General features: G+C 60.3%; 15 protein-coding genes. 7 read left to right on the top strand and 8 right to left on the bottom strand.

What is annotated here, in order from left to right:
• Positions 1–20: 20 nt before the first annotated feature.
• From H096_RS10240 to H096_RS10265, 6 genes are all read right to left on the bottom strand, one after another.
• Positions 21–284: a hypothetical protein gene (locus H096_RS10240; RefSeq protein ID WP_010207120.1), complete on the bottom strand. Its 264-nt coding sequence runs from the start codon at positions 282–284 to the stop codon at positions 21–23.
• Between the two features lie 247 nt (positions 285–531).
• Positions 532–1692 carry a gamma-butyrobetaine dioxygenase gene (locus H096_RS10245; protein WP_033898031.1) on the bottom strand — a complete coding sequence of 387 codons (1161 nt, stop codon included), beginning with the start codon at positions 1690–1692 and terminating at the stop codon, positions 532–534.
• 9 nt (positions 1693–1701) lie between these two features.
• Complete coding sequence (locus H096_RS10250) at positions 1702–2181, bottom strand: thioesterase family protein (RefSeq protein WP_033898032.1); 480 nt, start codon at positions 2179–2181, stop codon at positions 1702–1704.
• Between the two features lie 13 nt (positions 2182–2194).
• Positions 2195–3160 (bottom strand): L-carnitine dehydrogenase, encoded by a 966-nt coding sequence (locus H096_RS10255; protein WP_033898034.1) that lies wholly within the window; start codon positions 3158–3160, stop codon positions 2195–2197.
• A 30-nt stretch (positions 3161–3190) separates the two neighbouring features.
• Positions 3191–4078 (bottom strand): 3-keto-5-aminohexanoate cleavage protein, encoded by an 888-nt coding sequence (locus H096_RS10260; RefSeq protein WP_033898035.1) that lies wholly within the window; start codon positions 4076–4078, stop codon positions 3191–3193.
• A gap of 73 nt (positions 4079–4151) precedes the next feature.
• Positions 4152–5096, bottom strand: a complete 945-nt coding sequence (locus H096_RS10265) for a choline ABC transporter substrate-binding protein (RefSeq protein ID WP_033898036.1) — start codon at positions 5094–5096, stop codon at positions 4152–4154.
• A 193-nt stretch (positions 5097–5289) separates the two neighbouring features.
• Here H096_RS10265 and H096_RS10270 point away from each other — a divergent pair, with 193 nt between their 5' ends.
• Both H096_RS10270 and H096_RS10275 read left to right on the top strand, forming a co-directional pair.
• On the top strand, positions 5290–6234 hold the full coding sequence (locus tag H096_RS10270; RefSeq protein WP_016977789.1) for a GlxA family transcriptional regulator: 945 nt from the start codon (positions 5290–5292) through the stop codon (positions 6232–6234).
• A gap of 67 nt (positions 6235–6301) precedes the next feature.
• On the top strand, positions 6302–7492 hold the full coding sequence (locus H096_RS10275; RefSeq protein ID WP_033898037.1) for an AAA family ATPase: 1191 nt from the start codon (positions 6302–6304) through the stop codon (positions 7490–7492).
• 8 nt (positions 7493–7500) lie between these two features.
• Here the strand turns inward: H096_RS10275 and H096_RS10280 are convergent, their stop codons facing one another.
• The gene (locus tag H096_RS10280) at positions 7501–7917 is read right to left on the bottom strand and encodes a DUF3010 family protein (protein ID WP_033898039.1); all 417 of its coding nucleotides are present in this window, start codon (positions 7915–7917) and stop codon (positions 7501–7503) included.
• A 218-nt stretch (positions 7918–8135) separates the two neighbouring features.
• On the opposite strand from H096_RS10280, the gene H096_RS10285 reads away from it, so the two are divergent.
• The gene (locus H096_RS10285) at positions 8136–8432 is read left to right on the top strand and encodes a helix-turn-helix transcriptional regulator (protein ID WP_033898040.1); all 297 of its coding nucleotides are present in this window, start codon (positions 8136–8138) and stop codon (positions 8430–8432) included.
• Entirely contained in the window at positions 8429–9667 is a 1239-nt protein-coding gene (locus tag H096_RS10290; protein ID WP_033898042.1) for a type II toxin-antitoxin system HipA family toxin, read from the top strand. Before H096_RS10285 ends, H096_RS10290 begins: the two co-directional genes overlap by 4 nt.
• Before the next feature lie 3 nt (positions 9668–9670).
• Here H096_RS10290 and H096_RS10295 read toward each other — a convergent pair whose 3' ends face one another.
• The gene (locus H096_RS10295; protein WP_016977792.1) at positions 9671–10072 is read right to left on the bottom strand and encodes a lysozyme inhibitor LprI family protein; all 402 of its coding nucleotides are present in this window, start codon (positions 10070–10072) and stop codon (positions 9671–9673) included.
• A gap of 219 nt (positions 10073–10291) precedes the next feature.
• Between H096_RS10295 and H096_RS10300 the strand changes: the two genes are divergently transcribed.
• The 3 genes from H096_RS10300 (at position 10292) to dgcA (ending at position 13954) form a co-directional block, all read left to right on the top strand.
• The gene (locus tag H096_RS10300) at positions 10292–11269 is read left to right on the top strand and encodes a dipeptidase (protein ID WP_005792153.1); all 978 of its coding nucleotides are present in this window, start codon (positions 10292–10294) and stop codon (positions 11267–11269) included.
• Positions 11270–11347: 78 nt separating this feature from the next.
• Positions 11348–11878 (top strand): DUF5943 domain-containing protein, encoded by a 531-nt coding sequence (locus H096_RS10305; RefSeq protein WP_033898043.1) that lies wholly within the window; start codon positions 11348–11350, stop codon positions 11876–11878.
• A gap of 15 nt (positions 11879–11893) precedes the next feature.
• Positions 11894–13954, top strand: coding sequence for a dimethylglycine demethylation protein DgcA (gene dgcA, locus H096_RS10310; RefSeq protein WP_016977794.1), 2061 nt, complete (start codon positions 11894–11896; stop codon positions 13952–13954).
• The last annotated feature ends 4 nt before the right edge of the window (positions 13955–13958 follow it).

Below are 13958 nucleotides of genomic sequence, written 5' to 3' on the forward strand. Positions count from 1 at the left end.
CGCTCGCCACAGTGATCTATTCAGGCGCCGGAGTTCTGTTTGAACTGCACCAACGCCGGCAATAGCTGCTTGTCGATTGCCTGCCGCACCGCCGGCAGGATCGTCGCGCTGCCGGTGTACATCTGTTCAACCATCCCTTTGAGCGCCTTGGCCCGCGCCTCGCTCAACCCACGCACCGCACACTCGCAGGCCTGCTCGGCGGTGGCGCCGCTGGACACTTCAAAACCCAGTGAGCGCAGTTGGCCCAGCAGGTCATCCTGGTCAATCAAATCCGCGTGCATCATGACGTTTATCCTGGTGAAGGGAACGGGGTTTGACCTCGATTCTGGTAGCCGCCCAAGCGGTCGGCAAGGGCAGATTGCACGAATGCCTCAGATGGCTATGAGCATGTCGTTTTCGGGCCGTTTACCGAACGCATTAATGGGCACACTGAACTCAGGCACTCAGCTTGAAGGTTTGGTCACCCTCAGGATGTCACGCTCACACAAGGCACTCTGCCCCGATCCAGTCACGGCTGGATCGGGGCTTTTTTTAACGCTGCAATACCAAAATTCGCGAGAGCAACTCATCCCGATCGATGTAGCAACCCTGGAAGTGCCGCGCCCCGGAAGCCGGGTCAAAAGCATTACGCGCATGCAAGGTACGGCGGTTGTCGAAGCACCACAGCTCCCCCGGATTCAGGCGCTTGACCACACGAAAACGATCCTCCCGCGTCATGGCGATAAAACGTCGATACGCGCGATACAGCAACGGCATCTGCGCAACGCTGGCCTCGAACGGCCCACGCAAAAAGTTGGCCATGCGAATCTCCGCCACATCCCCCAGCGCATCCAGTGCAATGATCGGCGCCAGGCGGCGATAGTCGCTGTGCCGGTCCTTGTTGCGAAACTCCACCGGGATCTCACACAGTGCCCGGAACGCTTCGGGCTCTTCCGTGCGCAAAGCGTTGGCGATGGCAAACCCGTCGACAAAAATACTCTCGCCACCGCTGGCATCGTTCACCAGGCAATGCAGGAATTGCAGGCCCGGTTGCAGCTCCCGCGTGGGCAGATCGGTGTGCAAGGGCAGGTTGAAAGCGGTGTAGGCATTGCTGTCGGCATCGGCCTTGGATTGCACATTGAACAGCACGCCGAAGTTGCTCTCGCGGATGAAGGATATGCGCTTGGCGATCAGCGCCAGGGAGCCGGGCTCGGTAGGAACGCCTCGGATTTGCGTCAGGCCTGAATCGCGCAGCGCCAGCAACCATTGCAGCAGCGTGTTCGGGTCTTCCATGACCGTCGAGTAGTTGAACACCGGCAGTTGGAAGCGACTGTCCCACAACTGGGGTTGGGGCTTCGCCGCACGGCGTTCGGCACGGGATTCATCGTCGTAGGCATGAGCCCGCAACCAGCCGGGATCGTACTGGCTGCGGTGGCCGCCGCTCCATTCCACCCACAGATTGCCTTGATCAAGACGGGCCGAGGCAGCCCTGAGATTGGCGTCCACGTCGACAATCTCCAGCACTTGTTCGCGGGTCACGCTGTACACGCATTCTGCACAGGGGCAGTTGTCCCGCAGCCATTGATGATGAAACGGGCTGACCCGCCCATCGGCCCAATGCACGAGGATTTGATCGTCCAGCACCCGCACGTCCGCGATGTCGCAGATCTTCGGGTAGGTAAGGAAATCGGCGACAGCGGCGGCGGTTTGCATGGTGGCTCCTTATTGCTTCTTGGGGGGAAGTCCAATCACTCGGCCAAGCAGGGCAGGGCGCGGCAGGTCGGCCTGTTCCGCACTGATCGCCGTGAGTTTTTCCAGCGTGGCCTCGGTGAACGGCGCCGAATTCGGGCCCGCCAGATCAACGTGCAGCAGCATCTGCTCGTTGCCCGCCAGTTCCTTCTCATCCCCGACCAAGTGCAGGCTGTGATAGAGGTGCAGGCGCTTGGCATCAAAGGCAATCAGTTGGGTATGCACCTCCACGTCGGCACCGAGTTTCACTTCGTGCAGATAGTTGAGGTGCAGCTCCAGGGTGAACAGCGAATGGCCGCTGGCTTCGCGGTTTTCACTGTCCAGGCCCAGGGTGTCCATCAGCGCGTCGGTGGCGTAGCTGAAGATCAGCAGGTAGAACGCGTCGCGCAGGTGGCCGTTGTAGTCCACCCAGTCGGGGTGGACCTGGGTGCTGTAGGTGGTGAGTGCGGGCATGTCAGGGGTTCCGTTATTCGGCGAAGGTCATGCCGTGCTTGGCCTTGGTGGTTTTCACCGCTTCCAGCACCGCCAGCAGGCAATCATCACGATAGCGCTCCAGCGCCGAAATGCTGTGTTTGCCCAGCTGATCGCTGGTGCCGTCGACTACATCGTCGATCAGCTTGTCGGTCAGCTCCGGCGCCGGCAGGTAGGTCCACGGCAATTGCAGCGCCGGGCCGAACTGCGCCATGAAATGACGCATGCCGGCGTCGCCACCTGCCAGGGTGTAGGTCAGGAAGGTGCCCATGAACGACCAGCGCAAGCCCGCGCCAAAGCGGATCGCGTCGTCGATTTCGCCGGTGGTGGCCACGCCGTCATTGACCAGATGCAGGGCCTCACGCCACAGCGCTTCAAGCAGACGGTCGGCGATAAAGCCGGGGACTTCCTTGCGCACGTGCAGGGGGCGCATGCCGAGGGATTCGTACACCTTGATCGCGGCCTGGATTGCCTCTGGTGCGGTGTTCTTGCCACCGACCACTTCCACCAGCGGCAGCAGGTAAACCGGGTTGAACGGGTGGCCGACCACGCAGCGCTCAGGGTGGGTCGAACCTTCGTAGAACTCGCTCGGCAACAGGCCGGACGTGCTCGACCCTATCAACGCATTCGGCTTGGCCGCAGCGCTGATCTTGCTGTGCAGGTCGAGTTTCAGTTCCAGGCGTTCCGGGGCGCTTTCCTGGATGAAATCGGCGTCTTTCACGCACTCTTCAATGGTGGCGACAAAGCGCAGGCGATCCTGGGACGCGCCCGGCGCCAGGCCTTGTTTTTCCAAGGCGCCCCAGGCGTTGGCGACGCGTTTGCGCAGTGCGGCTTCGGCACCGGGCGCCGGGTCCCAGGCGACCACATCCAGGCCATGGGCCAGGGCGCGGGACACCCAGCCGCTGCCGATGACACCGCTGCCGAGGGCGGCGAAGGTTTTGATTTCGGTGATAAAGCTCATGGCAAATTCCTAAAAAAGTGGTGGCTGCGATCAACCGCGCTTGGTCAAACCCATCTTGATTCGGCCTTCCGCCGGGGTCATGACCCGTGCACCCAGGCGGCTGAGGATTTCACTGGCGCGCTCCACCAACTGGCCGTTGGTGGCGAGCACGCCTTTGTCCAGCCACAGGTTGTCTTCCAGGCCGACCCGCACGTTGCCGCCCAGCAGCACCGCTTGCGCCGCCATCGGCATTTGCATGCGGCCGATGCCAAAGCCTGCCCACACCGCGTCGGCGGGCAGGTTGTCGACCATGGCTTTCATGGTGGTGGTGTCCGCCGGCGCGCCCCATGGGATGCCCAGGCACAGTTGGAACAGTGGGTTGTCGAGCAGGCCTTCCTTGATCATCTGCTTGGCGAACCACAGGTGACCGGTGTCGAAGATTTCCAGCTCAGGCTTAACGCCCAGTTCCTGGATGCGTTTGGCGCCGGCCCGCAGTTGCGCCGGGGTGGAGACGTAAATGGTGTCGCCATCGCCAAAGTTCAGGGTGCCGCAGTCCAGGGTGCAGATTTCCGGCAGCAGCTCCTCGACGTGAGCCAGGCGGGTCAACGGGCCGACCAGGTCGGTGTTGGGGCCGAACTCCATTGGATTCTCGCCGCCGCCGATCTCCAGGTCGCCGCCCATGCCGGCGGTGAGGTTGACGATAATGTCGATGTCGGCCTCGCGGATGCGCTCCATCACTTCGCGGTACAGGGCGACGTCGCGGCTGAACTTGCCGGTTTCAGGATCACGCACATGGCAGTGCACAACGGTGGCGCCGGCCTTGGCCGCTTCCACGGCGGCGGCGGCGATTTGTTTGGGGGTGACCGGCACGTGGGGGCTGCGGCTGGTCGTGTCGCCAGCACCGGTGAGTGCGCAGGTGATGATGACGTCGTGGTTCATTTGGCGGTTCCTTACAGGCGTGGGGGTGCCGTTCGCAGCCCGGATGAGCTGCGAAACGGTGGTTCAGAAAAGGTTATTGGCTGGTCAATTGCAGGTTGGTCGCGGCCGGCTTGCCGTCGAAGGTGGTCACCCCTTCCAGCCAGCGCGCCTGGTCTTGCGGGTGATCCTTGAGCCACTGCTTGGCGGACTCGATGGCGTCCTTGTGATCCAGCAACGGCTGCATCATCCGGCTCTCGTCGGCGGCGGTGAAGGTCAGGTTGGTCAGCAGCTTGTGCACGTTCGGGCATTGCTCGGCGTAGTTCGGCGCGGTGACGCTCCACACGGTGGCCATGCCTTCGTTCGGGCCGAGGGCGTCGTCGCTGCCGGTGAGGTAGGTCATGGCGACGTTGACGTTCATCGGGTGCGGCGCCCAGCCGAAGAACACCACGGCTTCCTTGCGGCGCACCGCGCGGTCGACGGCGGCGAGCATGCCGGCTTCACTGGATTCCACCAGCTGGAACTTGCCCAGGCCGAACTGGTTCTTGGCGATCATCGCCTTGATCTGGGTGTTGGCGCCCGAGCCTGGCTCGATGCCGTAGATCTTGCCGCCCAGCTCTTTTTCGAACTTGGCGATGTCAGCGAAGGTTTTCAGGCCCTTGTCCGCCAGGTAAGTCGGCACGGCGAGGGTGGCGCGCGCGTCTTCGAGGCTGGGTTTGTCGAGGACCTTGACTTGCTTGGCGTCGACGAACGGCGTGATGGTCTGGGTCATCAGCGGGTTCCAGTAGCCCAGGAACAAATCCAGGCGCTGGTCGCGGATGCCGGCGAAGATGATTTGCTGGGAGGCGCTGGTCTGTTTGGTCTTGTAGCCGAGGCCGTCGAGCAACACTTGGGTCATGGCGCTGGTGGCGATTACGTCGGTCCAGTTCACCACGCCCATGCGCACGTTCTGGCAAGATGCCGCGTCGGCAGCCAGTACGTTCGTGCTCAAGATGGCGCTGGCGCTGAGTGCAAGCACACAGCGGCTGATCAGTCGGTTCATGGTGGATCCCTCGGCAGGTCGTTATTGTGGGGTCCGGCGTCTTTGTGCGCCGTGGGATCAAGTTACGCAGCTTGAGGGCCTATAAAACGCACGGCGGCGACCAGCTCTTGCACTGCAGCGACCTGCCCCCTTGAATCCACCCGAGAACGGGAGTATCACAGTGCCACGCTGCCCGTCCGACGAGAGCGCCACCATGTCCCAGGATTTCTACTTTCTGCTGATGCCGGGCTTCTCGGCCATCGGCTTTATCTCCGCGCTGGAACCGCTGCGGGTGGCCAACCGCTTTCGTGGCGAGCTGTACCGCTGGCACGTGCTGAGCGCCGATGGCGGCGCGGTGCTGGCGAGCAATGGCATGTCGGTCAACGCCGACGCCGCGCTGGAACCGTTGAAAAAAGGCGCGACCTTGCTGGTGGTCGCGGGCTTCGAACCGCTGCAATTCGCCACCCCCGCGCTGGAACACTGGCTGCGCCGCCTCGACCACGACGGCGTGACCCTCGGCGCCATCGACACCGGCGCCTGCGTACTCGCCGAAGCAGGCCTGCTCGATGGCCATCGCCTGACCCTGCACTGGGAAGCCATCGACGCCTTCAAGGAGTCTTATCCACAGCTCACCGTGACCCAGGAACTGTTCGAGATCGACCGCCGCCGCATCACCTGCGCTGGCGGTACGGCCTCCATCGACCTGATGCTTGACCTGATCGCCCAGGCCCACGGCCCCGAACTGGCGATCCAGGTCTCCGAACAATTCGTGCTCGGCCGCATCCGCCCACGCAAAGACCACCAGCGCATGCAGATCGCCACGCGCTACGGCATCAACAACAAGAAGTTGGTGCAAGTGATCGGCGAGATGGAGCAGCACACCGAGCCGCCGCTGAGCACATTGGCGCTGGCCGAAGCGATCAAAGTGACGCGTCGCCAACTGGAGCGCCTGTTCCGCCTGCACCTGAACGACACCCCCAGCAACTTCTACCTCGGCCTGCGCCTGGAGAAAGCCCGGCAGCTGCTGCGCCAGAGCGACATGAGTGTGCTGGAAGTGAGCATTGCCTGTGGGTTTGAATCGCCGTCGTATTTCACCCGCAGTTATCGGGCACGGTTTGCGAAGTGCCCGAGGGAGGATCGGCGAAGGGAAGTGGTTTGACGGCCAATTATAGTCAATTATACTCGTTACTATAATTTATAGTTCTTTCCATAATTGAGTATAAACCATGTCCAAGCACAGCGGCTTTGTATTCCGCCGTCCCGCGCTGGCAAGCAGTATTGCCGACGGCCTGGTGGGGGCCGGTATCCAGGATTTCACCTCTGGCCTGTTTCTCGCGGCACCGCGTCGCACGGGAAAAAGTACTTTTTTGCGTGAAGACCTGATCCCGGAGTGTCAGCTGCGAGGGTGGCTGGCGGTGTACGTCGATCTGTGGGCCGACAAAGAGAAAGACCCTGCGGAGTTGATTGCCAGCGCCATTGGCGCAGCGCTGGTGCCCTATGAAAAGGGCATTCGCAAGCTCGCCAAGAACCTTGGGATCGAGAAACTGAGTTTTCTGCGCACGCTGTCCTGGGACTTCAGCAAGCCTCAATTGCCCGTCGGCGCGACCTTGACCCAAGCCTTGGAGTTATTGCATCACGCGGCGGAAAAAACCGTCGTCCTGGTGATTGACGAGGCGCAGCACGCCTTGACCAGCGATTCAGGCATCAATGCGATGTTTGCGCTGAAGGCCGCCCGGGATCAGCTCAACCAGGGGCGTGACGAGGAAGGCAGCGGTTTGCATCTGGTGTTCACTGGCTCCAATCGCGACAAGCTGGCCCACCTGGTATTGGGTAAAAGCCAGCCTTTCTTCGGATCCAGCATTACGCCGTTCCCGTTGCTGGGCAAAGCGTTCACCCAGGCCTATACCGCGCACCTCAACGCGCACTTGGCGAAAACCAACCAATTCAACCCGGCCGATATTGATGAGGCGTTTGAGCTGGTTGGCCGTCGGCCCGAGATGTTGCGCACGATCATCGGCGAAGTGGCGCTGGAGCTGGGTGAGGCGAGCAATTTGGGCCAACTGCTGCACAGTCGCGCCGAACTGTTGCGCGCAGGCGTGTGGACCGAATTCGAGAGCGCCTGGAACACGCTCACCATCCCCCAGCGCGCCGTGCTGCAAGTGATGGTAGAGCGCTCTCAAACCAACGAACCCTTCGCGCCGTTCACCGACAGCACCCTCGCTGCGGTCAGCAAAGCGCTGGAAGGCATGGGCAGCGACGTGGTGCCGGGCACCCAGACGATTCAGGCTTGCATCGATGCCCTGCGCGACAAGGAACTGGTGTGGAAGTCGAGCCGGGGCGGTTATGCCCTGGAGGACAAGACCTTTGGCGATTGGCTGCAACACAGGGGGCGTACAGCCAGCTCCCACAGTGAATAGGGGGTTTCTTATTTCTTTAGCAGGGCCGAGCAGGCTGCCTTGTAGGCCTCATGTTGATACTTGTTCAGCGTCGCCGGCAGTTCAAAATTGTGCTTCTTGTTCTGCGCATTGAGGGTCTGCGGTGACAGCAGCGTCACCTCAACCGCATCCAGCAGCTGAAACACCCCTTCAATCTTGAACGTGGTCGGGCCGCCGGCGAATTCACCCTTCTTGCTGCGTTTCTTGATGGCGATACGGGTGACGGCGTTTTCCTGCACAAACGCTTTCACTTGAGCGGCGAAGGCTTTGACGTTGGCGGCCTCATCGTCGTCTTCAAGTGCGATCTTCTTGGTCGCGAGGGCGACATGGCTCAACGCCTGATTGTCCAGGGAGGCGACAGCGATGATGGCTTCGCTGCCTTTGATTTCGATGCCGCAGGTTTTCATGGTTTGGCCTTGAAGGAGGTGAGATGGCGCAGATGGTCGCTTACCTTTCGATGGGGGTCAAAGGCACTGGAGATCAGATCGAAGAGATTATGAAATAAGGGTCAATATATTATCCGTTATGTCGATAATCATCGTTTTATGGATAACCCGTTATCCATTATTTAATATGATTGTAGGGTAGCCTGCTACACTTGCTAACACTCCTCTGAGGTCGAACCATGGCCCTTACGCATATTCTCTACGCCCCTGGCGAGATTGCCTTGCAGATCGCCGGTAATGCCAAGGCTCTGCGGCTGAGCAAGAACCTTTCTCGCCGAGCCTTGGCAGCCCAGTCCGGAGTGGCTGAATCCACACTCAAGCGTTTTGAAACGACCGGCAAGGTATCCCTCGATGCGCTGCTGCTGATCGCCATGAGCCTGGGGGTAGGAGAGCAAATGGCGAATCTGTTCAGTGCACCACCGCCACTCAGTCTTCAGGAACTGAAAAGCCAAACCAGGCTGCGAGGACGCCGATGAAAACAGTCTCTGCACTGCACGTGATGTTGCAGGGCTCACGCGTCGGTGAGCTGGTAGATGCGCCTGGCCGGGGCATTTATTTTTCGTATGATCCGAGTTGGCTGGCTAACGGCTTCAACCTGGCGCCGTTGTACATGGACTTTTCTTCGGCGCCTCAGTTGGCGGCAGACGCATTGCTGTTCGGTGGCCTGCAAGGGGCGTTCAGCGATTCGTTGCCCGATGGCTGGGGGCTCTTGTTGATGGACCGCTTCTTTCGCACGCAATTGGGCATGGAGCGTCGTGCGATCGGCCCATTGGAGCGGCTCGCCTATATGGATAATCGGGGTATGGGGGCACTGGAATACAAGCCAGCGTTCGAAAAGAGGCCAGAACAGAACGAGCTTGACCTGGCCTCTCTTTACCAGGCTTCACAAGAGGTGCTGTCGGGTGAGTCGAAAGACGTGATTGAGTCACTGCGCCTCGCGGGCGGCTCCCCTGGCGGTGCACGTCCTAAGGCAGTCATGGGTCTTTCATCCGACAAGACGCAGGCTATCTCTTCATTTGGTGAGATGCCTGAAGGTTACGAACATTGGTTGATCAAGTTCCGTAGCCAGGAAGAGCATCCGGACAGTGGCGCTATCGAACAGGCCTACGCCTTGATGGCCCGTATCGCGGGGGTCGAAATTTCAGACTCGGCGTTACTTGAGGTAGAGACAGCTACCGCAATAGAGCGGTTTTTCGTCACACGGCGCTTTGATCGCGTGGGTCTTACGAAGCGTCATATGCTCACCGCTGCGGCGATTCTGTATGCCGACTACCGTATGCCCAGCCTGGACTATAGCGATTTGTTGCGCCTGACCTTCGCGATCACCAAAAATGCCAGGGAGGTGGAAAAAATGGCCCGGCTGATGGTGTTCAATGCACTGACCCATAACCGTGACGACCACGCAAAAAACTTCTCGTTCTTTGGCTCATCGACAGGCTGGCAGATGGCGCCGGCCTATGACCTGACGTTTGCCAATACCAGCGGTCGGGGGAATGAGCACACCAGTGCTTTTGCAGGTGCAGGCCAGCCATCACGCACGGCAATCAAGAAGGTCTGTGCACCCTTCAGCTTTCTTGAACCTGACCTCTACATCGAGCAGACGATGGAGGCTCTATCCCGGTGGCATCAGCATTGCGCTGACCTCAATATCGACAAAGCCCAGCGGGATCAGGTGCAAATGGCCTTCAATTCAATCGGGAAAGCCTTCTAGCCGTTACTCCTGCCCAATCGACTCCAAAAACTCCGACCGCTCATCGCTCATTCGTGCCAGACAATCATTCTGCGCAATCGCATACGCCTTGGTGCCGTTGACTGCCGGGAAGGTGTCCACGGCGCAATCAGCATCCCGTAACTTTTCCCACTTCTGCTGGGCATCCTTCAGACGAGCGGTAATGTCCGCCAGCTTGGTCTTGTCGCTGCCATAGGTCGAAGCCATGCGTTCCAGCAGACCTTGATAGTTGTCTTTGAGCAGTTGTTCGGCGGTGGTTTTGTTGTAGGAGGCGCATTCCAGGGTTTGCTTGTCGTTTTCGATGCCGTCGCACGGCGTGCTGTCGGTGTCTTCGGCCGCGTGGACGCCGGTTGCGATGAGTGCCAAAGCCAGGAAAATCGATTTCATTGCGCCGTCTCATATCAGGTGATGCGGGAATTCTGGCTCAAGCGTAAGACAAAGAACAGCCGCCAGTCAGACCTCTCATAACAGGCTTTGTCGTGGATTGACGCTTTCGGCAATTCCCCTGTCGTTTTTGCACCCGGCTCTGTCGGCCCCTGGGCATATGCTGGCCCCAAAGCGCCGGCAGACGATTCGGCGCATGAATCGCCAATAAGGGGACGCCTGATGAGCCCAGCCGAATTGCACGCCGACAGCATCGTTATCGACGGGCTGATTATTGCCAAGTGGAACCGCGACCTGTTCGAGGACATGCGCAAAGGCGGCCTCACCGCTGCCAACTGCACCGTGTCGGTGTGGGAAGGGTTCCAGGCCACCATCAACAATATCGTGGCCAGCCAGACCCTGATCCGTGAAAACAGCGACCTGGTGATCCCGGTGAAAACCACCGCCGACATCCGCCGCGCCAAGGAGCAGGGCAAGACCGGCATCATCTTCGGCTTCCAGAACGCCCATGCCTTCGAAGACCAGCTTGGCTATGTCGAGATCTTCAAGCAGCTCGGCGTCGGTGTGGTGCAGATGTGCTACAACACCCAGAACCTGGTCGGCACCGGTTGCTACGAGCGTGATGGCGGCCTGTCGGGTTTTGGCCGTGAAATCGTCGCTGAGATGAACCGCGTCGGCATCATGTGCGACCTCTCACACGTCGGCTCCAAGACTTCCGAAGAAGTCATCCTCGAATCGAAAAAACCGGTGTGCTACTCCCACTGCCTGCCGTCCGGGCTCAAAGAGCACCCGCGCAACAAGTCCGATGAAGAACTCAAGTTCATTGCCGACCACGGTGGTTTTGTCGGCGTGACCATGTTCGCGCCGTTCCTGGCCAAAGGCATCGATTCGACCATCGACGACTACGCCGAAGCCATCGAATACACCATGAATATCGTCGGCGAAGACGCCATCGGCATCGGCACCGACTTCACCCAGGGCCATGGCCAGGATTTCTTTGAAATGCTGACCCATGACAAGGGCTACGCCCGCCGCCTGACCAGCTTCGGCAAGATCATCAACCCGCTGGGCATCCGCACCGTGGGCGAGTTCCCCAACCTCACCGAGACCCTGCTCAAGCGCGGCCACCCTGAGCGCGTGGTACGCAAGATCATGGGTGAAAACTGGGTGAACGTCCTCAAGGACGTCTGGGGCGAATAAGCCACCGCCACCGCATCTTTTCCCCCCGGCCATTCGCGCCGGGGGCATCAACAAGAATTTTTCTGGAGTTAAGTTTCCATGGCCAAGATCGCCCCGCAATTGCCTATCGAAGTCGACAGCGAAACCGGTGTCTGGACCTCCGACGCCCTGCCGATGCTGTACGTGCCGCGCCATTTCTTCGTCAACAACCACATCGGTATCGAAGAAGTGCTGGGCGCCGACGCCTACGCCGAAATCCTCTACAAGGCCGGCTACAAATCCGCGTGGCACTGGTGTGAAAAAGAAGCCGAATGCCACGGCCTGGAAGGCGTCGCGGTGTTCGAGCACTACATGAAGCGCCTGTCGCAACGCGGCTGGGGCCTGTTCAAGATCCAGGATATCGACCTCGACAAGGGCACCTGCAGCGTCAAGCTGGAACACTCCGCGTTTGTGTACGTGTACGGCAAGGTCGGGCGTAAGGTGGACTACATGTTCACCGGCTGGTTTGCCGGCGCCATGGACCAGATCCTGCAAGCCCGCGGCAGCCAGATCCGCACTGTCGCCGAACAAGTCTACGGAGGCTCCGAAGAGGGCCACGATGACGGCCTGTTCACCGTCAAGCCGTTGTAAGCCGAGGACCGTGCCATGGCTTTCGAAGCAATGTTCCAGCCGATCCAGATCGGCAAACTGACCATCCGCAACCGCGTGCTCAGTACCGCCCACGCCGAGGTCTATGCGACCGACGGCGGCATGACCACCGACCGCTATGTGAAGTACTACGAAGAGAAAGCCAAGGGCGGTATCGGCCTGGCGATCTGCGGCGGTTCCTCGGTCGTGGCTATCGACAGCCCGCAGGAATGGTGGAGTTCGGTCAACCTGTCCACCGACCGCATCATCCCGCACTTCCAGAACCTGGCCGACGCGATGCACAAGCATGGCGCCAAGATCATGATCCAGATTACCCACATGGGCCGTCGCTCGCGTTGGGACGGCTTCAACTGGCCCACGCTGATGTCGCCGTCCGGCGTGCGTGAGCCGGTGCACCGTGCGACCTGCAAGACCATCGAACCGGAAGAAATCTGGCGCGTGATCGGCAACTATGCCAGCGCAGCCAAACGCGCCAAGGCCGGCGGCCTGGACGGTGTGGAACTGTCCGCCGTGCACCAGCACATGATCGACCAGTTCTGGAGCCCGCGGGTCAACAAGCGTACCGACGAGTGGGGCGGCACCTTCGAAGGCCGCATGAAGTTCGGCCTGGAAGTGCTGAAAGCCGTGCGCGCCGAAGTCGGTGACGACTTCTGCGTTGGCATGCGCCTGTGCGGTGATGAATTCCACCCGGACGGCTTGTCCCATGAGGACATGAAGCAGATCGCCAAGTACTACGACGACACCGGCATGCTGGATTTCATCGGCGTAGTGGGCTCGGGTTGTGACACGCACAACACCTTGGCCAACGTGATCCCCAACATGAGTTATCCACCGGAGCCGTTCCTGCATTTGGCCGCCGGTATCAAGGAAGTGGTCAAGGTCCCGGTGCTGCATGCGCAGAACATCAAGGACCCAAACCAGGCCACGCGCATCCTGGAAGGCGGTTATGTGGACATGGTCGGTATGACCCGTGCGCACATCGCCGACCCGCACCTGATCGCCAAGATCAAGATGGGCCAGATCGACCAGATCAAGCAGTGCGTCGGTGCCAACTACTGCATCGACCGCCAGTACCAGGGCCTGGATGTGTTGTGCATCCAGAACGCCGCGACCTCCCGTGAATACATGGGTGTGCCGCACATCATCGAAAAAACCACCGGCGTCAAACGCAAGGTTGTGGTGGTCGGTGCCGGCCCGGCCGGGATGGAAGCTGCACGCGTAGCGGCCGAGCGCGGCCATGACGTGACCCTGTTCGAAAAGAAAGAGTTTATTGGTGGGCAGATCACCACGGCGTCCAAGGCGCCGCAGCGTGACCAGATTGCCGGTATCACCCGCTGGTACCAACTGGAGTTGGCGCGGTTGAAGGTCGATCTGCGCCTGGGCGTGGCCGCTGATGCCGACACTATCCTGGACGTGCGTCCGGACGTGGTGGTGCTGGCGGTGGGCGGACATCCGAACGTGGAACAGAACGAACATTGGGGCGCGGCCGAAGGCCTGGTGGTGAGCAGCTGGGATGTGCTCGACGGCAAAGTGGCGCCGGGCAAGAACGTGCTGGTGTACGACACCATCTGCGAATTCACCGGCATGTCGGTGGCGGATTTCCTCGCGGACAAGGGCAGCCAGGTCGAGATCGTCACCGACGACATCAAGCCAGGCGTGGCCATCGGCGGTACGTCGTTCCCGACCTACTACCGCAGCATGTACCCGAAAGAAGTGATCATGACCGGCGACATGATGCTGGAAAAGGTCTACCGCGAAGGCGACAAGCTGGTGGCGGTGCTGGAGAACGAATACACCGGCGCTAAAGAGGAGCGGGTGGTGGACCAGGTGGTCGTCGAGAACGGCGTGCGTCCGGATGAAGCTATCTACTACGCACTCAAGGAAGGCTCGCGCAACAAGGGCCAGATCGACGTCGAAGCCTTGTTCGCGATCAAGCCGCAGCCGTGCTTGAGCGAGGCGGGTGACGGGTACTTGCTGTTCCGCATCGGTGATTGTGTGGCGCAGCGTAATACCCATGCTGCGATCTATGACGCCCTGCGCCTTTGCAAGGATTTTTAAGAAC

The organism is Pseudomonas sp. FH1 (assembly GCF_000510895.2).
Classification (GTDB): Bacteria; Pseudomonadota; Gammaproteobacteria; order Pseudomonadales; family Pseudomonadaceae; genus Aquipseudomonas; species Aquipseudomonas azotoformans_A.